Origin of the sequence: Streptomyces sp. So13.3 (assembly GCF_005860785.2) — a bacterium.
GTDB lineage: Bacteria > Actinomycetota > Actinomycetes > Streptomycetales > Streptomycetaceae > Actinacidiphila > Actinacidiphila fildesensis.
Window position 1 is genome coordinate 3,132,223 of record NZ_CP048835.1, and the last position, 20,066, is coordinate 3,152,288.

Annotated in this window: 19 protein-coding genes and 1 riboswitch; of the genes, 11 read left to right on the forward strand and 8 right to left on the reverse strand. The window is 73.0% G+C overall.

The genetic code is table 11. The annotated features are described in order from the left end of the window. Positions 1-101 precede the first annotated feature (101 nt). Genes C8250_RS14210 through C8250_RS14220 form a run of 3 tightly spaced genes read left to right on the forward strand, consistent with a single transcriptional unit; the run spans position 102 to position 4,956 of the window. Positions 102-1,148 (forward strand): MoxR family ATPase, encoded by a 1,047-nt coding sequence (locus C8250_RS14210; protein ID WP_244809135.1) that lies wholly within the window; start codon positions 102-104, stop codon positions 1,146-1,148. After that, positions 1,148-2,554: a DUF58 domain-containing protein gene (locus tag C8250_RS14215; RefSeq protein ID WP_138356150.1), complete on the forward strand. Its 1,407-nt coding sequence runs from the start codon at positions 1,148-1,150 to the stop codon at positions 2,552-2,554. The genes C8250_RS14210 and C8250_RS14215 overlap by 1 nt, the downstream gene beginning before the upstream one ends. Continuing rightward, a complete protein-coding gene (locus C8250_RS14220) occupies positions 2,551-4,956 on the forward strand; it encodes a DUF3488 and transglutaminase-like domain-containing protein (protein WP_138356151.1) in 2,406 nt (801 codons plus the stop codon). The genes C8250_RS14215 and C8250_RS14220 overlap by 4 nt, the downstream gene beginning before the upstream one ends. 143 nt (positions 4,957-5,099) lie before the next feature. Here the strand turns inward: C8250_RS14220 and C8250_RS14225 are convergent, their stop codons facing one another. The 3 genes from C8250_RS14225 to C8250_RS14235 form a co-directional block, all read right to left on the reverse strand. Then, the gene (locus C8250_RS14225; protein ID WP_138356152.1) at positions 5,100-5,489 is read right to left on the reverse strand and encodes a DUF3040 domain-containing protein; all 390 of its coding nucleotides are present in this window, start codon (positions 5,487-5,489) and stop codon (positions 5,100-5,102) included. A 212-nt stretch (positions 5,490-5,701) separates the two neighbouring features. After that, positions 5,702-6,466, reverse strand: coding sequence for a methyltransferase (locus C8250_RS14230; RefSeq protein WP_138356214.1), 765 nt, complete (start codon positions 6,464-6,466; stop codon positions 5,702-5,704). An 88-nt stretch (positions 6,467-6,554) separates the two neighbouring features. Then, on the reverse strand, positions 6,555-7,043 hold the full coding sequence (locus C8250_RS14235) for an SAV_6107 family HEPN domain-containing protein (RefSeq protein WP_164296269.1): 489 nt from the start codon (positions 7,041-7,043) through the stop codon (positions 6,555-6,557). A 176-nt stretch (positions 7,044-7,219) separates the two neighbouring features. On the opposite strand from C8250_RS14235, the gene C8250_RS14240 reads away from it, so the two are divergent. The 5 genes from C8250_RS14240 to C8250_RS14260 all read left to right on the forward strand — a co-directional run bounded on the left by C8250_RS14240 (position 7,220) and on the right by C8250_RS14260 (position 13,119). Further along, positions 7,220-7,972 carry an ATP-binding cassette domain-containing protein gene (locus C8250_RS14240; RefSeq protein ID WP_138356153.1) on the forward strand — a complete coding sequence of 251 codons (753 nt, stop codon included), beginning with the start codon at positions 7,220-7,222 and terminating at the stop codon, positions 7,970-7,972. Then, positions 7,944-10,061 carry a YhgE/Pip domain-containing protein gene (locus C8250_RS14245; RefSeq protein ID WP_138356154.1) on the forward strand — a complete coding sequence of 706 codons (2,118 nt, stop codon included), beginning with the start codon at positions 7,944-7,946 and terminating at the stop codon, positions 10,059-10,061. The genes C8250_RS14240 and C8250_RS14245 overlap by 29 nt, the downstream gene beginning before the upstream one ends. Positions 10,062-10,086: 25 nt before the next feature. Then, positions 10,087-10,710, forward strand: coding sequence for a TetR family transcriptional regulator (locus C8250_RS14250; protein WP_187145284.1), 624 nt, complete (start codon positions 10,087-10,089; stop codon positions 10,708-10,710). 293 nt (positions 10,711-11,003) lie between these two features. Next, positions 11,004-11,603 (forward strand): DUF4126 domain-containing protein, encoded by a 600-nt coding sequence (locus tag C8250_RS14255; protein ID WP_138356156.1) that lies wholly within the window; start codon positions 11,004-11,006, stop codon positions 11,601-11,603. Positions 11,604-11,652: 49 nt separating this feature from the next. Further along, positions 11,653-13,119: an NAD(P)/FAD-dependent oxidoreductase gene (locus tag C8250_RS14260; protein WP_138356157.1), complete on the forward strand. Its 1,467-nt coding sequence runs from the start codon at positions 11,653-11,655 to the stop codon at positions 13,117-13,119. A 90-nt stretch (positions 13,120-13,209) separates the two neighbouring features. Here C8250_RS14260 and C8250_RS14265 read toward each other — a convergent pair whose 3' ends face one another. From C8250_RS14265 to C8250_RS14285, 5 genes are all read right to left on the reverse strand, one after another. Continuing rightward, positions 13,210-14,016 (reverse strand): hypothetical protein, encoded by an 807-nt coding sequence (locus tag C8250_RS14265; RefSeq protein ID WP_138356158.1) that lies wholly within the window; start codon positions 14,014-14,016, stop codon positions 13,210-13,212. Positions 14,017-14,043: 27 nt separating this feature from the next. Further along, entirely contained in the window at positions 14,044-14,961 is a 918-nt protein-coding gene (gene metF, locus C8250_RS14270; protein ID WP_138356159.1) for a methylenetetrahydrofolate reductase [NAD(P)H], read from the reverse strand. Positions 14,962-15,160: 199 nt separating this feature from the next. Continuing rightward, complete coding sequence (thiE, locus tag C8250_RS14275; protein WP_138356160.1) at positions 15,161-15,820, reverse strand: thiamine phosphate synthase; 660 nt, start codon at positions 15,818-15,820, stop codon at positions 15,161-15,163. Positions 15,821-15,889: 69 nt separating this feature from the next. Then, the gene (locus C8250_RS14280; protein ID WP_138356161.1) at positions 15,890-16,255 is read right to left on the reverse strand and encodes an Rv2175c family DNA-binding protein; all 366 of its coding nucleotides are present in this window, start codon (positions 16,253-16,255) and stop codon (positions 15,890-15,892) included. Between the two features lie 99 nt (positions 16,256-16,354). After that, positions 16,355-17,611 carry an FAD-dependent oxidoreductase gene (locus tag C8250_RS14285; protein ID WP_138356162.1) on the reverse strand — a complete coding sequence of 419 codons (1,257 nt, stop codon included), beginning with the start codon at positions 17,609-17,611 and terminating at the stop codon, positions 16,355-16,357. 114 nt (positions 17,612-17,725) lie between these two features. Next, a riboswitch (TPP riboswitch) is annotated at positions 17,726-17,839 on the forward strand. On the opposite strand from C8250_RS14285, the gene thiO reads away from it, so the two are divergent. From thiO to C8250_RS14300, 3 genes are all read left to right on the forward strand, one after another. Next, positions 17,836-18,996 carry a glycine oxidase ThiO gene (gene thiO / locus C8250_RS14290; protein WP_138356163.1) on the forward strand — a complete coding sequence of 387 codons (1,161 nt, stop codon included), beginning with the start codon at positions 17,836-17,838 and terminating at the stop codon, positions 18,994-18,996. Its footprint overlaps the riboswitch before it by 4 nt. Continuing rightward, positions 18,993-19,193 (forward strand): sulfur carrier protein ThiS, encoded by a 201-nt coding sequence (thiS, locus tag C8250_RS14295; protein WP_138356164.1) that lies wholly within the window; start codon positions 18,993-18,995, stop codon positions 19,191-19,193. The genes thiO and thiS overlap by 4 nt, the downstream gene beginning before the upstream one ends. A 46-nt stretch (positions 19,194-19,239) precedes the next feature. Continuing rightward, complete coding sequence (locus tag C8250_RS14300) at positions 19,240-20,028, forward strand: thiazole synthase (RefSeq protein ID WP_203674427.1); 789 nt, start codon at positions 19,240-19,242, stop codon at positions 20,026-20,028. Positions 20,029-20,066 lie beyond the last annotated feature (38 nt).

Consider the following 20,066-nt stretch of genomic DNA (forward strand, 5'->3'; position numbering starts at 1 on the left):
TGCGGCACCCCCTCGCCCGTCAGGGCGCGTGGTGCACCGCATTCGGGGAGGGGCCGGTCCGTGGTTGGCCGCGCCCCAATGAACAGGCCGAGGAGAACCGGGTGACGACCTATGACGCGCGAGCCAGCCTCAGCGATCTGACCACGACGGCGGAGCGGGTGCGCCGGTCCGTGGAGAACGTGATCGAGGGCAAGCCCGAGGTCGTACGGCTTTCGCTGACCGTGATGCTGGCAGAGGGGCACCTCCTGATCGAGGATGTGCCGGGGGTCGGGAAGACGATGCTGGCCAAGGCGCTCGCGCGGTCCATCGACTGCTCGGTGCGGCGTATCCAGTTCACGCCCGACCTGCTGCCCTCCGACATCACCGGAGTGAGCGTCTTCGACCAGCAGCGGCGGGACTTCGAGTTCAAGCCGGGGGCGATCTTCGCGCAGATCGTGGTCGGGGACGAGATCAACCGGGCCTCGCCGAAGACCCAGTCGGCGCTGCTGGAGTCGATGGAGGAGCGGCAGGTCACCGTCGACGGCACCACGTACGAGCTGCCCAACCCGTTCATGGTCATCGCCACCCAGAACCCGGTGGAGATGGAGGGCACCTATCCGCTGCCCGAGGCGCAGCGCGACCGCTTCATGGCCCGGGTGTCGATCGGCTACCCGAGCCCGGAGGCCGAACTGCAGATGCTCGACGTGCACGGCGGTACGCCGCCGCTGGACGATCTGCAGCCGGTGGCGCACGCCCACGAGATCGTGAAGCTGATCGAAGCGGTGCGGACGGTGCATGTGTCGGACCCCGTGCGGCGCTACGCCGTCGCCCTGGTCGGTGCCACCCGGCACCACCCGGACCTGCGGCTCGGCGCCTCGCCGCGCGCGACCCTGCACCTGGTGCGGGCGGCCCGCGCCTCGGCGGCGCTGGACGGCCGGGACTTCGTCCTGCCGGACGACGTGCAGACGCTCGCCCCCGCGGTACTGGCGCACCGGCTGCTGCCGACCGCGCAGGCACAGCTGAACCGGCGGACGCCCGAGCAGGTCGTCGCGGAGATCCTGCAGCGCACACCGGTCCCCGACCCGTCCGCCTCCCCGGCCACGGCGGCGTCCGCAGCGCAATGGCGGCAGGCGCAGAGCGCCCAGCCGCCCGGCGTCCGGGGCTTGTGATGTCCACCGACCCGCAGGCCGCGGGAGGTTTCCGTACGGCGTTGTCGGGGCTGACCACGCGCGGACGGTCCTTCTTCGCGGCCGGGGTCGCGGCGGCCATCTGCGCGTATGTGCTGGGGCAGCCGGACCTGCTGCGGGTCGGGCTGCTGCTGGCGGTGCTGCCGCTGGTCTGCGTCGCGGTCCTGTACCGCACGCGCTACCGGGTGGCGGGCAGCCGGCGGCTCGCGCCGTCGCGGGTGCCCGCGATGTCCGAGGCGCGGGTGCACCTGCGGGTCGACAACGTCTCGCGCATCCCCACCGGACTGCTGATGCTGCAGGACCGGGTGCCGTACGTGCTCGGGCCGCGGCCGCGCTTCGTGCTGGACCGGGTGGAGCCGGGCGGCCACCGCGAGGTGTCCTACCGGGTCCGCTCCGATCTGCGCGGGCGCTATCCGCTGGGGCCGCTGCAGTTGCGGCTGACGGACCCCTTCGGCATGTGCGAGCTGACCCGGTCGTTCAGCGCGTTCGACACCCTGACCGTGGTGCCCCGGGTGGAGCCGCTGCCCGCGGTCCGGCTCGCGGGCGAGGCGTCCGGCTACGGCGACAGCCGCACCCGCTCGCTGTCGCTGGCCGGCGAGGACGACGCTATCCCGCGCGGCTACCGGCACGGCGACGATCTGCGGCGGGTGCACTGGCGCTCCACCGCGAAGTACGGCGAGCTGATGGTGCGCCGCGAGGAGCAGCCGCACAAGGCCCGCTGCACCGTGCTGGTGGACACCCGGCGGCTCGCCTTCTACGGCGCCGGACCCGACTCCGCCTTCGAATGGGCGGTGTCCGGAGCGGCCTCGGTCTCGACGCACATGCTGGAGCGCGGCTACTCGGTGCGGCTGCTGACCGACACCGGCAGCAGCGTCCCGGGCCCCGAGGGCGGTTTCGGCGGCGACTCCTCCGACACCGCAGGAGTGCTGCTCGACACCCTCGCGGTGGTCGAGCACTCGGACGGCGGCGGGTTCTCCCGGGCGCACGACGTGCTGCGGGTCGGCAGCGAGGGGCTGCTGGTGGCCTTCCTGGGGGACCTGGACGAGGAGCAGGCGACGATCGTCGGACGGATGCGCCAGCGGGCCGGCGGCGCGGTGGCGTTCGTCCTGGACAGTTCCGCATGGGCGTCACGCGACGCCGTGGACCCGTACCCCGAAGTACCGGCGGCCGGCGGCGGCCCCGCGGCCTCCGGCTCCCCCGGTGGCTCCGGCGTGAACGGCGGCGACGGTCCGGGCACGGCCGCGGACACCGGTGCCCGGCGGGCCGTGCGGATGCTGCGCGAGGCCGGCTGGACGGTACTGCCGGTGCCGCCGGGCGAGGGACTGCCCTCGCTGTGGCAGCTGGCGGACCGGTACCGCTCGCGTGAAGAGGCGGGAGCGAGCTCATGAGCGGACGCGCACGGCTGACGGTCTGCGCCGCGGTGGCGTCGATCATGGCGGCCTGCTCCCTGCTGCCGCTGGCCACCCCGACCGGCTGGATCCTGCAGGCGGCCTTCCTCGTCACGCTCCAGTCCTGCGTCGGCGCGCTGGCCCGGCGGGTACCGCTGGCCAGGCCGCTGACCGTGCTGGCGCAGGCCCTGGTCAGCCTGCTGATACTGACCATGATGTTCGTCTCGAAGCAGGCGGTCGGCGGCATCCTGCCCGGGCCCAAGGCGTTCGTGGGGCTCGGCGACCGGCTCGGTGACGGACTGCGGGACGTCAGCCAGTTCGCCATCCCCGCCCCGGTGACCCCGGGCATCCGGCTGCTGCTGGTCGCCGGTGTACTGGTGATCGCGCTGGCCGTGGACGCGATGGCGGTGACGTACGGCAGCGCCGCCCCGGCCGGGCTGCCGCTGCTCGCGCTGTACTCCGTCGCCTCCGGTCTGGCCGGCAGCGGCAGCCGCTGGCTGTGGTTCCTGATCGCGGCGGCCGGCTATCTGCTGCTGCTCCTCGCCGAGGGCCGGGACCGGCTGTCGCGCTGGGGCCGGGTCTTCGGCGGCGGTCCGCCGTCCACCGGCTGGGCGGGCGCTTCGGGGACCCGGTCCGAGGGCTCGGTCGTGGCACCGGTCCGCACCGGCCGCCGGATCGGGGCGATGGCCCTGGGCATCGCGCTGATCGCCCCCGCCGTGCTGCCCTCGCTGGGCAGCGGGCTGCTCGACCCGTCGGGCACCGGCACGGGCCCCGGCTTCGGCGGTGCCAACTCCTCGTCGGTCAACCCGGTGGTGGCGCTGCAGGACAGCCTCAACCAGCCGACCAACCGCGAGGTCCTGTCGTATCGCACGAACGCGCCCAGCACGACGGACATGTATCTGCGCATCGTCGCGCTCGACAAGTTCGACGGCACGCAGTGGCGTTCCTCCGAGCGCCCGGTGACCGAGATCCCCGAGGTGTTCCCGGTCCCGGCCGGGCTGGGCCCCGAGGTGAAGTCGACCGAGGTCGTCACCTCGCTCGCCGCCGACGGGAACTACGCGCAGAGCTGGCTGCCGCTCCCCTACCCCGTCGAAAAGCTGAAGGTCGACGGCCACTGGCGGTTCGACAAGGAGGGGCGCACGGTCGTCGGTGACCGCAAGCAGACGACCAAGGGCGTGAAGTACAAGGTCACCAGCCTGCTGGTGCAGCCGACGGCGGCGCAGCTCGCCACGGCACCCGATCCGGCGGCCACCTTCAAGCAGGAGTACACCCAGGTCCCGGACACCCTGCCGGAGGTGGTCAGCAGGACCGCGCTGGAGGTGACGCGCGGTGCGGCGAACCCTTACGAGCAGGCCGTGGCCCTGCAGAAGTACTTCCACTCCGGGGACTTCCGGTACAGCACGCAGGTCCGCTCGGGCACCGGGGTCGACGCGATCGCCAACTTCCTCCGGGACAAGCAGGGGTTCTGCGTCCACTTCGCCTTCACCATGGCGGCGATGGCCCGCACCCTGCACATCCCGGCCCGCGTCGCGGTCGGCTTCGCGCCGGGCAACGGGCCCCGGTCCGACGGCAGCGTCTCGGTGGGACTCCAGGACGCGCACGCCTGGCCCGAGCTGTACTTCGAGGGCGTCGGCTGGACCCGCTTCGAGCCCACCCCGTCCCGCGGCACCGCCCCCAGCTACACGGTGGACCAGCCGTCGAACCCCGGCGGCGGCCCGGTCGTCCCGGAGCCCGGCAAATCGGCGGCACCGAGCGTAGGCGCCTCGGCCTCGGCGAGCTGCTCGGTCAAGGACAAGGCGCTGGGCGACTGCACCCCGGTCGGCCAGGACACGGGCAGCGGACCGACCGACACCGGGATCAGCGCCGGCCGGCTGGCGGGCATCGCCCTGCTGGCGCTGGTGGTGGTCGGTGCGCCCCTGCTGCCGCTGCTGTGGCGCCGCCGTGAGCGGTCCCGGCGGCTCGGCGTCGGCCACGGCCAGGCGGACGGTGCCAGGACGCTCGCGGCCTGGCGGGAGCTCGTCGACACCGCGTGGGACTACGGGATCCTGCCCGACGACTCCGAGACACCGCGCCGGGCCACCGCCCGGCTGGTGCGGGAGGGCGAGCTCGACGAGGCGGCGGCGCTGGCCGCCGGACAGGTCGCGGCCGCCGTGGAGCAGGTGCTGTACTCGCCCAGGCCGCGGCCGGTGGCCGGGCTGGCGGCGGATGTGCACCAGGTACGGGCCGGGCTGCACCGGACGGCCGGGCGGCGCGGACGGCTGCGCGCGGTTCTCCTGCCACGTTCGGCCGCACGGGTGATCTGGCGGCTGTCGGAGCAGTGGTCGGTGGCGACGCGGCGCTGGTCGGCGGCCGTCCGGCGGGCCGCGGACGCGGTCCGGCGGCCGTCACGGCAGGCGTCCTAGGCCCGGCAGCGCGGGTACCGGGCGTCCGGGCCTACCGGGGCCGGACATGACGAGGGGCGCGGAACCGGTTTCCGGTTCCGCGCCCCTCGTCGTCATTCTGAGAACTGTTGAGAACCCTCTGCCTGGGCGGCGGCCGGGTGGGCCTAGCTTTCCTGCCCGTCCCTGCGGCGCTGCCAGCGTTCCTCGATCCGGTCCATGACCTTCCCCCTGCGACGGGGGTGGCCTCGGCCGGTGGTTGCGGCGGGCTGCTGCTCACCGGGTTTGCCGGCCTTCCGCCAGCCCGTGACCGCGAGCACGGCACAAGCCAGCATGACGAGGAAACCGACCACACTGATCCAGGGCTGCTGCTTGATCATTCCAGCCATCAGCAGCGCGATACCCACCAGGAAGCCCGCTACGGCTTGGTAGACGCGCCGCCGAGTATAGGTGCGCAGCCCGCTTCCCTCAAGCGCCGACGCGAACTTGGGATCTTCGGCGTACAGCGCTCGCTCCATCTGCTCGAGCATGCGCTGCTCGTGCTCCGAGAGCGGCACGGAGTCCTCCTACTCGTCGGTCGCGGGGGCGACCGGTCCGACCCTTATTCAAGGATAGGCAGGGATTCGCCCCCGTGAAACCCGCCCCACTACGCCAATCCGACGGGGGCTTCATTCCCCGTCCGCCGTTACGTCATGCCAGCATACGGTCCTGAACGGCTGACCGGGCGGCCTGTGACCGACTACTCCTGGCGCTGTGTCCGGTGGCCGGGTCAGCCGCGGTCCGCGAGGACGTGCAGTTGAGTGGCGATCGAGTGGAACGCGGGCTGCTCCGCGGCGGCCAGTTCCAGCTTGAGCAGCGCTTCCAGGGCGCCCGGCTCGGTGTCCACCAGCACGCCCGGGACCAGGTCGGCGAAGACCCGGACGCCGTGCACCGCGCCGACCCGCAGGCCGGCGTCGGAGACCAGGCGGGTCAGCTGCTCGGCGGTGAAGCGGCGCGGGAGCGAGTCCCCGTCGCCCCATCGGCCGTCCGGGTCCCCTATGGCGTGCTGGGCCTCGGTGAAGTGGCCGGCGATGGCCCGGGCCAGCACGGCGCCGCCGCGGCCGGCGGCCAGCAGGCTGAGCGCCCCGGCCGGGCGGAGCGCGCCGACGGCGTTGCGGATGCCCTCGCCCGGGTCGTCGACGTACTCCAGGACACCGTGGCACAGCACGACGTCGTAGCTGCCGGGCTCGACGACGTCGAGCAGGCCGTGGGTGTCGCCCTGGACGCCGCGGACCCGGTCGGTCACCCCGGCTTCGGCGGCCCGGCGTTCCAGCGCGAAGAGCGCGTCCGGGCTCGGGTCGACGACGGTGACCCGGTGGCCGAGGCGCGCCACGGGCACCGCGAAGTTTCCGGTGCCGCCCCCGGTGTCGAGCACGTCCAGCGGCTCTTCGGCGTCGCGGCCGCCGGCCTTGGCCTGCCGCTCCAGTGCGTCGCGCAGGACCTCCCAGACCACGGCGGTACGGAGGGACGCTCGGGGGCGGATCGGATCCACCACTCCTTCACGGGACATGGCGGGCGGCTCCTCGCGGACGACTGGCTGGAACGAGCGACTTCACTCTATCCGTGCGGTACCCCATGGCCGATCAATTGGCCTTCTGCTGCGGCAGGGCGGGCGGCAGGCCGTCGCGCAGTTCAGCGGGCAGGGTGGGCTGGAGCACCAGCATCCGTTCCACCAGGCGCAGGAACATGCCGGCGGCGCGCAGCAGATCGTCCGCGTCCCGCCAGGTGGCGGCGCCCTCGATGCCGGCTTCGGCGCGCGCCCGGCGGCGGGCGCCGTACTCGAACATGGCGCTCCATTCGCTGAGCTCCGGCGCGACTTCGGGCAGCACCTCCCAGGCGCTGCGTATCCGCTGTCGCCGCCTGGGGCCCGGCTCGGGCCGGCCCCGCACGGCCAGCACCGCGGCGGCGGTCCGCAGTGCGGCGAGGTGGGCGGTGGCGTAGCGCTCGTTGGGGGTTTCCAGGACGGCCGCCTCGTCGAGTCCGAGGTGGGCCTGGGTGAGCAGGTCGAGCGCGGCGGGCGGAGCCGCCGCACGGCGCAGCACGGGATGGATGTCGCTTACGTGAGCAGCCATGACGAGCCTCCTGTCTTCGTACGACACATAGTGGGGCACACCACTGACAATCGGCCCTGACCTGCGGAAATGCCCTTAGCACAGGTGTTCGCCCACCCCTGCGGCGGGCCCCTCCCCGCGATGCTGCATACTTGTCTTTTGTACTGACCAGTCAGTTCAAAAGAGGAGAGTGACTCGTGATCACCGCGGAGGGGTACGGGCTGCGCGGCCCGCGTGGGCGGGTGTTCGGGGAGGTGTCGTTCAGCGCGCCCGCCGGCACGCTGATCGCCGTCGAGGGCCCGTCGGGCACCGGCCGCACCTGCCTGATGCTGGCGCTCACCGGCCGCATGAAGGCCACCGAGGGACAGGCGGAGGTCCACGGACACCCCCTCCCCCGGCGCATGCCCGCTGTACGCCGGATCAGTGCTCTCGGTCCCGTCGACGGCATCTCCGCCCTCGAACCGGCCCTCACCGTCGCCGAGCATCTGCGCGAGAGGGTGCTGCTGCAGCGCAGGTTCGCCTCCCGCGCCGCGCGCGACCGCGCCGATGTGGCGGCGGCCCTCAAGGCCTCGGGGCTCGACCTGGACTCGCTGGTGAAGGGCGAGCGGACGGCCGTACGCGATCTGGAACGGCTGGAGGCACTGCGGCTGGGCGTCGCCCTCGCACTGCTGCCACGCCCGCAGGTGCTCGGGATCGACGACGTCGACCACAAGCTCGGCGACACCGACCGCGAGCTGGCCTGGTCGATGCTGCGCTCGGTCGCCGACGCGGGCACCACCGTCCTCGGCGTCTGCACCAGGGCGCCCGGGGACGCGCTCGTGGTCCCCACCCGGGCCACCGGGACCGCACAGGACACCACCGCCGACCTGACCACCGACCGGACCGCCGACGCGACCGAAGAGACCGAAGAGGTGGCTGTCGATGCGCGCACCGAAGCTCGCCGCGCTTGAGCTGAAGAAGTTCGGCCGGGGCCGGCTGCCGCGGGCGGCCATGGCCGCCCTCCTGCTGCTGCCGCTGCTCTACGGCGCCCTGTACCTGTGGTCCTTCTGGGATCCGTACGGGCGGCTCGACAAGATCCCCGTCGCCCTGGTGAACGCCGACCGCGGCGCGACCGCCGGCGGCAAGAAGATCGCGGCGGGCGACGAACTCGCCGCCAAGCTGCACGACACGGCCACCTTCGACTGGCAGGAGACGGACCCCGCCGACGCCACGAAGGGCCTGGAGAACGGCTCGTACTACCTGACGCTCACCATCCCCGCCGACTTCAGCGAGCGGATCGCGTCCAGCTCGGGCAGCCACCCGGAGACCGGCGCCCTGCAGGTGCGCACCAACGACTCCAACAACTACATCGTCGGGCAGATCTCCCGCAGTGTGTTCTCGCAGGTCAGGGCGGCCACCTCGGCCGGCGCCTCGCGCGGCTTCTACGACCGGATCTTCGTGTCGTTCGCCGATCTGCACGACAAGACGCAGCAGGCCGCGAAGGGCGCGTCCGACGTGGCCGGCGGCGCGGGCAGCGCCGAGCAGGGCTCGAAGGAGCTCGGCTCCGGCATCCGCAAGGCCGAGCAGGGCGCGGGCCGGCTCGCCGCGGGCCTCAAGGACGCCAGGAAGGGCAGCGGCGACCTGGCCACCGGTCTCACCACGCTCGACTCCGGCGCGGGCCAGGTCGCGTCCGGCACCCAGCGGCTCGTGGACGCGGTGAACGGCGCCTCCGACAAGATCGCGTTCGTGAAGGCCCACACCCGGGAGATCGGCGAGGTCTCCCGGGTCGTCGCCGACGGATCGCAGGCGATCAAGGACCATCTGGACACGATCGCCGCGCTGGCACCGGACGCCGCCAAGGCGTCCAGGACCGCCGCCGACCTCGTACGGCAGCAGTACACGAAGCAGTGCGCCGCAACCCCCGCCACCGGAGACTGCGTCGCGCTGAAGCGCGCCGCGGACAAGGCGGCCGAGGCCGCGACACTGGCCGAGCGGCTCAAAGCGCAGGTCAGCGGCCCGGCGTCGTTCGACCAGCTCGCCACCGACCTGGGCAAGCTGCACGACTACGCCCAGGAACTGGCCGCCGCCGCGCCGCACCTGTCCTCGGACATCAACGGCGCAGTGAAGGACATCAACCGGCTCAACACCGGGGCCCACCAGGTCGCCTCGGGCGCCCACACGGCGGCCGGCGGCGCCCGCACCCTCGACAAGGGCATCGGCACCCTCTCCCAGGGCGCCGACACCCTCAGCGGCGGCATGTACCAGCTCGCCACCGGCAGCAACCGCCTCACCACCGGTCTGACGCAGCTCTCCACCGGCAGCGGGCAGCTCGCCACCGGTCTGCACGAGGGCGTCGACAAGATCCCGGACTACGACGCCCAGGAGCGCGACGCGCGCACCGCGGTGATGGCCGACCCCGTACAGCTCGCCTCGCAGTCCCTGCACCAGGCGTCCAACTACGGCGAGGGGCTCGCCCCGTACTTCATCCCGCTCTCTCTGTGGGTCGGCGCGATGGTCGGCTACATGCTCTTCCAGCCGATGAACCGCCGGGCGCTCGCCGCCGGGGCCGCGTCCTGGCGGATAGCGCTGGCTGGCTGGCTGCCGGTGGCCGCGGTCGGGGTGGCGCAGGTGCTGGCGCTGATGTCGGTGCTGCACTGGGTGGTCGGGCTGCAGATGGCCCGCGCCGCCGGCACGATCGGCTTCCTGCTGCTGGCCGCGGGCTGCTTCGCCGCCATCATCCAGTTCCTGGGCGCCCGGTTCGGCCCGGCCGGACGGGTGCTCACCCTGGCGATGCTGATGCTGCAGCTGACCTCGGCGGGCGGCACCTATCCGGTGCAGACCAGCCCCGGCTTCTTCGGTGCCATCCACCCGTTCCTGCCCATGAGCTACGTCGTCGAGGGGCTCCGCCACCTGATCACCGGCGGCGACCTCTGGCCGGTCTGGCGGGCCTGCCTGGTGCTCCTCGCCTTCACCGGCGCCGCACTGGCGCTCACCACCCTGACCGCCCGCGCCAAGCAGGTGTGGACCGTGGACCGGCTGCACCCGGAGCTGACCCTGTGAGCCGGGGCCGTCCCGGGCAGGGACAATCGACGCCATGACCACCGCACGTCGTCAGGCCACGCGGCAGAAGCTCTACGAGGCCGCCGTCACACTCATCGCCGAGCAGGGCTTCTCCGCCACCACGGTGGAGGAGATCGCCGAGCGGGCCGGCGTCGCCAAGGGCACCGTCTACTACAACTTCGCCAGCAAGAACGAATTGTTCGAGCAGCTGCTCCAGCACGGCGTCGGGCTGCTCACCGTCTCGCTGCGGGACGCCGCCGACGAGGTGGCGGCGCGCGGCGGCACCCGGGTCGACGCGCTGGACGCGCAGATCCGGGCCGGGCTGGCGTTCATCGCCCGCTACCCGTCCTTCACCCAGCTGTACGTCGCCGAGCTGTGGCGGACCAACCGCGCCTGGCAGGACACGCTGATGCTGGTCCGCCAGGAGGCGGTCGCGGTGGTGGAGAAGGTGCTGCGCGAGGCGGTGGACAACGGGGAGCTCAGCGACGAGATCGACGTACCGCTCACCGCGTCAGCGCTCTTCGGGATGGTGCTGGTCGCCGCCCTGGACTGGCAGGCGTTCCAGTCGCACCGCAGTATCGACGACGTGCACTCCGCCCTGTCCCGGCTGCTGCAGGGCCGGGTCAGCGGCGACTCACGGCGGACCTGACGGTACGAGATGGTTGAGCGGACATGAGTGAGCGCTGTTCTGGCACGTCCCGATCCCCCTTCGGACCGTGCCAGAACAGCGCTACCCGTGCACCCCCGTTGCGTCCGGGCCGCCCCTGCTCCGCCGCCCCGTGTCGGCGGTACCGGCACCGCGCCCGTCCGTGCCCCTACCTTCCCCCGAACGGGGGCCGCGGCCCATCCGCGCTCCTACTCAAGTCTTCGTCTAGGTACCAGTACTCATAACTGCGTGGTTTCGCCTCCGCGCCCTGTGGACGGTTCGCTACGATCCGGACCATGTCGGTACTTCCGCTCGTGTTCACCAGCGGCTGGGCGAGCGGGATCAACGCCTACGCCGTGGTGTTCCTGCTCGGCCTGATGGGCGCGACCGGGGTCACCGACGAGGTACCCGCGTCCCTGGAGCGGCCCGATGTGCTGATCGTGGCCGGGGTGCTGTTCCTGTGCGAGGCCGTCGCCGACAAGATCCCGTTCGTGGACTCGGCGTGGGACGTGGTGCACACCGTCATCCGCCCGGTCGCCGGAGCGGTGGTCGCGGCGCTGCTCGCCGGGCAGAACGGTTCGCTGCCGGAGCTGGCCGCCGCCGCGATCGGCGGCTCGACGGCGCTCGCCAGCCACCTCGTCAAGGCCGGTACGCGGATAGCGGTCAACACCTCGCCCGAACCGGCCAGCAACATCGTCCTCAGCCTCGCCGAGGACCTCGGTGTCTCCGCGATCATCGTCTTCGCGCTCTTCCATCCGCTCGCCGCCGCGATCATCGCGGGCACGATACTGGTGCTCGGCATCATCACGGTCGTCTTCCTGTTCTCCCGGATCCGCCGCTTCCTGCGCCGCTGGAAGGCCCGGCGCGCGGAGAAGCGGCTGGTCGCACCGACCTGAGACGACCTGCCGGACGGCGCTGTCGGTGCCGCCCGATACAGTCCCTGACATGGCACGGATCGCGGTAATCGGCGCGGGTATGGGCGCAATGGCGACGGCGGCCCGGCTGGCCGTCGGCGGCCACCGGGTGGCGGTCTACGAGCGCTCGGCGACGTACGGCGGAGCCGTCGGAAGGATCGCCCGGGACGGCTTCACCTTCGACACCGGCCCTGGTCTGCTCCAACTGCCCGCCGTCTACCGCGATCTGTTCGTCAAGACCGGCAAGGAACCGCTGGAGAGCCGCGTCGGCCTGGCGCAGGTCGATCCGGCGAGCCGGCATCTCTTCCCGGACGGCACGGCCGTGTCGCTGCCGAACGCCACCCGCGCGGGCGTCATCAGCGCGCTGGACGGCGCGTTCGGCGCGGGCGCCGGTGAGCGCTGGAGCGAGGTGACCGGCCGGGCCCGCGAGGTCTGGGAGGCCACCCGCCGCCCGCTCCTGGAGGACGCCTTGGCGACCGACACCACCCCGCTGGGCCGCGACCCCTACCCCGCCGTGCGGCGCGGGCTGTTCCGCCGCGGCGCCCCGTCCCTCGCCTCCGTCGCCGAACGCGAGCTGGCCGACCCCAGGGCGGCCGCCCTGCTGACGAGTTACGCCCTCGCGTACGGCTTCGACCCGCGCACCGTCCCGGCGAGCGCCACCGTGCTGCCGTACATGGAGCAGACCTTCGGCGCCTGGTACGTGAGCGGCGGTATGCGGGCCCTCGCCGACGCGGTGTACGAGCGGTGCCTGGCGCGCAAGGTCGAGTTCCACTTCGGCGCCGAGGTCCTCGGGGTCAGGACCGCGGAGGACGGCCGGGCCTGCGGTCTCGACCTCGCCGACGGGCGGCGGATCGACGCGGACACGGTGGTCGCGGGAGCCCCGCTGCCCGCTCCCGGGGAGCCCCACGCCGCAGGAGGCATGCCCGGCAGGTTCGTGGTGTGCCTGGCGCTGCGGGGTCCCCGGCCGGCGGGCACCGCACACCGCACCGTGGTGCACGCGGCGGACGGCCGCGCGGAGTGGGAGTCCGTCTTCTCCGGCGCCGGGCCCTGCGACTCCCCGACCGTGACGGTGCTGCGTCCCGACGACCCGTCGACGGTCCCCGACGCGTCGCACGAGGCGGTGACCCTCCAGGTCACCGTGGCGACGACGGCCGGCGGGGCGGACTGGGCGGCGCCCGGCGCCGCCGCGGGCTTCGCCGAGCGGGTCGTGAAGGCCGCAGAGGCGGCCGTTCCGGGTCTGCGCGAGCGGGAGTTGTGGCGTGAGGTGCGCACCCCCGCCGACACCGAACGGGAGACCGGCGCCCCGGGCGGCGCGGTGCCCGGCCCCGCCCTGGCGGGCGCGGGCGGTCTGCATCTCCACCCGGCCAACCGCTCCGCCGTCCCCGGGCTGTACTCCGTGGGCGGCTGGTCGCACCCCGGCGGCGGCCTGGCGCACGCCGGCATGTCGGGCGCGATCGTCGCGGACCTGATCGCGGGCGGCCCGGGCGGCAGCCGCTAGGGCCATCCGCCCAGGACCGGTCAGGACCGAGCAGCGGTCCCAGGGCGTGTTGCGAAAGTCCCGCCTGGCCCACGACGCCTGGCACGCGCCCTAGTAGCGGTAGGGGTCGTACGGATCCGCGTACTGCGACTGCTCGTACTGCGGTTGCTGGGGCTGCTGCGGGATGTACGCCTGCTGCTGCGGCTCGTTGAACTGCGGCTCGGTGGACTGCTGCTGCGGGACCCAGACACCGCCGGGCGGCGTGTCGTAGCCGAACTCGTGGTCGTACTGCGGGGTGTACTGCTGCTGGCCCGGGTCCTGGTACGGAGCCGCGTAGGCGGGGTCGTAGTCCTGCTGACCGCCCCAGGCGTACGCGTCCGCCGCCGCGGGCTGCGGCTGCTGCTCGCCGCCACCGCCCCAGCCCTCGTAGCCCTGGGCGCCGTAGCCCTCGTAGCCACCGCTGGTGTACGGGTCGGGGGTGTAGGACGACTGGCCGTCGTAGATCCCGTACTCGCCGGTGTCGTCGAGCACCGGCATCGCCTGGTAGACCGTCGCCAGTTCGGGTCCCTCGGACACCTCCTCGATGGGGCTGACCTCGAGGACGGGCTCGCCCGCCCCGGCGCCCGCACCGCGGGTGCCCTTGCGGCGGCGGCTGGAGCCGGGGCTGCCGCCGAGCGCCCAGCCGGTGGAGAAGCCCTGCCGGTAGGACATCGTCACGAACGTCTGGCCGGTGCCGAACGCGATGGCGCCGACCGCGATGACGATGGCGTTGCGGAGCGAGACACCCCCGACGACTCCCAGGAATCCCGCGAAGGCGAGCAGCCGCCAGCGCAGCCGCGCCTTGTACTGCAGCAGCACCTCACCGAGCAGCCACAGCGCGACCACGCCGAACGCGATGTAGAGCAGCGTGTAGCCCATGTCCGCACTTCCTCACCTTACGAGCGGTCACGACCTCTGGTGCAGACCGAGATTCTCGTAGATTTCCAGCGACGCCGTGGAGTGGTTAAGAGTAATGAAGTGGAGTCCGGGGATGTCCTCGGCCATCAGGCGCCGGCACATCTCGGTCGTGAACTCGATGCCGATCGCCCGCACCGCCGCCGGATCGTCCTTCACCGCGAGGATACGGTCCGCCAGCTCCGGCGGGAAAGGCGCGTTGCCGAGCTGAGCGAAGCGCTCGATCTGTCGCACGTTGGTGACCGGCATGACCTCGGGAATGATCGGGGTCGTGCAGCCGGCGGCGGCCACCCGGTCACGCAGCCGGAAGTAGTCGTCCGCGTCGAAGAACATCTGGGTGATCGCGAAGTCGGCCCCGGCGCGGCACTTGTCGACGAAGTTCCGGGTGTCGGACTCCCAGTCGCTGGAGCGCGGGTGCATCTCGGTGAATGCCGCGACGCCGACGCAGAAGTCGCCGGACTCCTTGATGAGCCGGACCAGGTCGGCGGCGTACAGCAGGCCCTGGGGGTGCTTGACCCACTCGCCGAGCGGGTCGCCGGGCGGGTCGCCGCGCACCGCGAGGATGTTCCGGATCCCGGCGTCGGCGTACTGCCCGATGATGTTGCGCAGCTCGGCGATCGAGTGGTTGACCGCCGTCAGGTGCGCGACCGGGGTCAGGGTGGTGTCGGAGACGATCCGGTCGGTGGCGCGGACGGTGCCCTCACGGGACGATCCGCCGGCTCCGTAGGTCACGGACACGAAGGTCGGCCCTACCGCCTCGATGCGGCGGATGGCGTTCCAGAGCGTCCGCTCGCCCTTCTCGGTCTTCGGCGCGGCGAACTCGAACGAATACGACCGCTCGCCGGACGCGAGAAGTTCACGAATGGTGACCGCGTGATCGGTCCGGGTGGAAGCTGTCCCAAGGGCCATACCCGAAGGGTATCCGCGCCTCGCGACCGCCCGTAACCAGGACGGGCGATTTATCCGCTTGCGCCCCACCCTCGTCCATCCTTTGGACACGCGCTGGTGACGCGCGGGGTACGGAGTGGACGCCTGTCGGACACCCGGTGGCCGATCACGATCGGTCAGAGCGTGACCGGGCCGTGGCGGGGCGCATCAGGGGGAGGGGTCAGCCGTCGTACGAGGTGACGATCTTCGCCAGTGCGGCCGCCGCGGCGGCCGGGTCGTCGGCCTCGGTGATCGCCCGGACGACGACGATCCGCCGGGCCCCGGCCTCCAGCACCTGCTCGACGTTGGCCAGGTCGATCCCGCCGATCGCGAACCAGGGCCGGTCGGTCTCCAGCGAGGCCGCGTACCGCACCAGGTCCAGGCCCGGCGCGTGCCGGCCGGGCTTGGTCGGGGTGGGCCAGACCGGTCCGGTGCAGAAGTAGTCCGCACCGGGCTCCGCGGCGGCCGCCGCGGCCTCGGACTCCGCGTGGCAGGACCGTCCGATGACCACGTCCTCGCCCAGGATCGCGCGGGCGGCGGGTACCGGCAGGTCGCCCTGCCCCAGGTGCAGCACGTCCGCGCCCGACGCGTGCGCGACATCCGCCCGGTCGTTCACCGCGAGCAGTTTTCCGTGCCGGCGGCACGCGTCGGCCAGGACCGCGAGCGCGTCCAGCTCGTCGCGGGCCTCGATCCCCTTGGCGCGCAGCTGGATGACGTCGACGTCCGAGCCGAGCACCGCGTCCGCGAACTCGGCCAGGTCGCCCCGCCCGGTCCTGGCGTCGGTGCACAGGTACAGCCGGGCGTCGGCGAACCGCTCACGGACGGTGTTCGGCGTGGTCATGGTGCGCTCCCCCTCGGTGCTGCGGGTCCTGGCTGCGTTACGGGCCTGCGGGCAGGCGGCTGAGGGGATCTAGAAGGCGAGCGCCTGGGCGCGGCGCTTCACCTCGGTCCCGCGGTTCTCCTTCAGTGCCTGGATGGGCGTGCCGGGCAGCGTCGGGTCCGCGGTGAACAGCCACTCCAGCACCTCTTCGTCGCTGAAGCCGTTGTCCTTGAGGACCGTCAGCAGGCCGGGCAGCCCCTTGACGATGCTTCCCTCGCCGATGAAGTCGGCGGGGACCATCAGGACCCGGTTCTCACCGCGGCGGATCGCCAGGAACAGCTTCTCCTTGATCATCGGGCGGACCCGGGTGATGGGCACACCCAGTCGCTCGGCGACCTCGGGGAGGTTCAGCCAGGAAGGTACGAGGGCATCAATCGTTGCGTCGATCTCGGTCACGGGACAAGCGTGCCATCCCTGACGGGCACCCGCGTACCGGTTCGCCGCCGCCGGGCCTGACGGTTTGACCACAATTGACGCGCAGGCCCGGTTTTGGCCTCAGACGCCCGCGGGGCTGTTGCCGGGGGTGGCCTGTACCGCGGTCTTGAGCGGGACCGCGGGGTCGGTGACGAGGCCCGGGTCGAGATGGGCGCCGCGTTCGATGAGCTTGCGGCCCTGAGCCAGGTCGCGCGGGCGGCCGACCGCGAGCAGCGCCGCGAGCACGCCGTCCCGCAGCCAGCAGACGGACCAGGCGGGCCCGGTCAGGTCGCCGCGCAGCAGCATCGTGTCGGTGGCGGAGTGGTGCCCCGCGTACTGCACGAAACGGCCGAACTGCTCGGACCAGAAGTACGGGACCGGGTCGTAGACCTCGTCGCCGCCCAGCACATTGGCGGCGGCGGCGCGCGGCCCCTGGACCGCGTTGTCCCAGTGGTGGACGAGCAGCCGCTCGCCGAAGCGCGCGGACGGGAAGGACGCGCAGTCCCCCACCGCGAAGACATCGGCGACGGAGGTCCGCAGCCGGTCGTCGGCCAGCACGGAGCGGTCCGGTCCCAGCTCGACGCCGGAGCCCGCCAGCCAGCCGGTGGCCGGCCGGGCGCCGATGCCGACGACGACGGCCCCGGCCCGCAGCCGCCTCCCGTCGGCGAGCAGCACCGCGCCGGGCTCGACGGCCGCTACCGCGGTCCCGGTGATCAGTTCGGCGCCCGCGTCCGCGTACCAGCCGCGCATGTGGTCGGTGACGGAGCCCGGCAGGACTCCGGCCAGCGGCCGGTCGGCCGCCTCGACGACGGTCACCGCGCAGCCCGCCTGGCGGGCCGCCGTGGCGAACTCCGCGCCGATCCAGCCCGCCCCGACCACGACGACGTCGCGCTTCTCGTCGAGCACCGGCCGCAGCTCGGCGGCGTCGTCCAGGGTGCGCAGCATGAAGACGCCCGGGATGCCCTCGCTGCCGGGCAGTGCCACCGGGTGGGCGCCGGTGGCGAGCACCAGCCGGTCGTACCGGACCAGGCCCTCTTCGGTGACCACGTGCCGTTCCGCGGCGCTCAGCGCGCTCACGTGCCGGCCGAGCAGCAACTCGACGCCGAGGCCGTTGAAGTCCACGTCGAAGGGCGAGCCCTCGGCCGTGCCGAGGAGTACGGACTTGGACAGCGGCGGGCGGTCGTACGGTGCGTGCGGCTCGGCGCCGATCAGCGTGATGTCGCCGCGCCACCCCTGTTCCCGCAACGACACAGCGGTCTGCACTCCGGCCATCCCGGCCCCGACGATCACTGCGCGCTCGGCGCTTGGCTGGCTCACACGATCACCGTAACGCCCCATTGATTACCGGCAGGCCACCAGTGCGAAATCCGATCCCCCTGTCTCCGCACTCCCCTCCCGCCCGAACGGTGCTCCCTTACCGCCGTTCGGGCCCGCGTACTAGGGTGGCGGGGCTAACGCACTCGCGGGAGTCCGGACGTACCGGGCTGAGAGGGCGGCTGACCGGCCGCCGACCGTACGAACCTGATCCGGGTCATGCCGGCGAAGGGAGGAGCGGGACACTCATGCATCCATCTCGCCACCGCTACGACGTACTGGTCGTGGGCGGCGGAATCATCGGACTCGTCACGGCCTGGCGCGCCGCGCAGCGCGGGCTGCGCACCGCGGTCGCCGACCCGGCGCCGGGCGGCGGTGCCGCGCATGTCGCGGCCGGCATGCTGGCCGCCGTCACCGAGCTGCAGTACGGCGAGCAGACGCTGCTCGACCTCAACCTCGCGTCGGCCCGCCGCTATCCGTCCTTCGCCGCCGAGCTGGAGGACGCCACCGGGCTGGGCCTCGGCTACCGGCGGTGCGGCACGCTCGCCGTCGCCCTGGACGCCGACGACCGCGCCGACCTGCGCGAACTGCACGCCTTCCAGACGTCGCTGGGCCTGCAGTCCGAGTGGCTGTCCGGCCGGGAGTGCCGCCGGCTGGAGCCGATGCTGGCGCCCGGTGTGCGAGGCGGACTGCGTGTCGACGGCGACCACCAGGTCGATCCGCGCCGGCTGGCCGCCGCGCTGCTGCGCGCGGCCGAACTCGCGGGCGTGGCACTGCACCGGAGTTCGGTGGCCCGGATCGAGACCGTCCGGGACCACGCCACCGGCGCGGTGCTGGACGACGGCACCGTGCTCGCCGCCGAGCAGACCGTGCTCGCGGCGGGCAGCCGCAGCGGCGGTCTGCCGGGCATCCCCGAGCACGCCCTGCCGCCGGTCCGCCCGGTCAAGGGGCAGATCCTGCGGCTGCGCATCCCACCGGGCTACGCGCCGTTCCTCTCCCGCACGGTGCGGGCCGTGGTGCGCGGCGGCCAGGTGTATCTCGTGCCGCGCGAGAACGGCGAGCTCGTCGTGGGCGCGACCAGCGAGGAACTCGGCTGGGACACCACGGTCACCGCGGGCGGCGTCTACGAACTGCTGCGCGACGCCCACGAACTGGTGCCGGGGCTCACCGAACTGCCGCTGGTGGAGACCCTCGCGGGCCTGCGCCCCGGCTCCCCCGACAACGCCCCGCTGCTCGGCCGCAGCGCGCTGCCCGGTCTGCTGCTGGCCACCGGCCACCACCGCAACGGTGTGCTGCTGACCCCGGTGACCGGCGACATCATGGCCGAGCTGCTCACGACGGGCTCGGTGCCGGAGTCGGCCCGGCCCTTCTCCCCCGCACGCTTCACGCTTCAGGAGCAGCCCGCATGACCGTCTCCGTCAACGGTGAGGCCCGCGAGATCACCGAGGGCCTGACCCTCGACCGGCTCGTCGCCTCCCTGACCGCCGCCCCCTCGGGCGTCGCCGCCGCTCTCAACGAGACCGTCGTCCCCCGCAGCCGCTGGACCACCACCGCACTCGCCGACGGCGACCGCGTCGAGGTCCTCACCGCCGTCCAGGGAGGCTGATCCCGTGCCGCACCCCCCGCACACGGCCGGTGCCGCCGACGACACCCTGCGCATCGCCGGCGTCCCCTTCACCTCCCGGCTGATCATGGGCACCGGTGGTGCGCCCAGCCTGGAGATCCTCGAACAGGCGCTGCTCGCCTCCGGTACCGAACTCACCACGGTGGCGATGCGCCGCCTCGACCCGGCGACGAAGGGCTCCGTGCTCTCCGTGCTGGGCCGGCACGGCATCCGGGTCCTGCCGAACACAGCCGGCTGCTTCACCGCCGGCGAGGCCGTCCTCACCGCGCGGCTGGCCCGCGAGGCGCTGGGCACCGACTGGGTCAAGCTCGAGGTCATCGCCGACGAGCGCACCCTGCTGCCCGACACCGTCGAGCTGCTGGACGCCGCCGAGACGCTGGTCGACGACGGATTCACCGTCCTGCCCTACACCAACGACGATCCGGTGCTCGCCCGCAAGCTGGAGGACGTCGGCTGCGCGGCGATCATGCCGCTGGGGTCGCCGATCGGCTCCGGGCTCGGGATCCGCAATCCGCACAACTTCCAGCTGATCACCGAGCGGGCGGGCGTCCCGGTCATCCTCGACGCCGGGGCCGGCACCGCGTCCGACGCGGCGTTCGCCATGGAGCTGGGGTGCGCCGCCGTCATGCTGGCGTCGGCCGTGACCCGCGCCCAGCAGCCGGTTCTCATGGCGGAGGCCATGCGGCACGGGGTGGCGGCGGGGCGGCTCGCGTTCCGGGCCGGACGCATCCCCCGCCGGCAGTACGCCGCCGCGTCGTCCCCCGTCGAGGGCGTCGCCGCGTTCGATCCGGAGCGGCCCGCCTTCAGCGGGACCTGATCCACGACCCGCTCCGGGCGGCGGATCCGGGCCCCGGT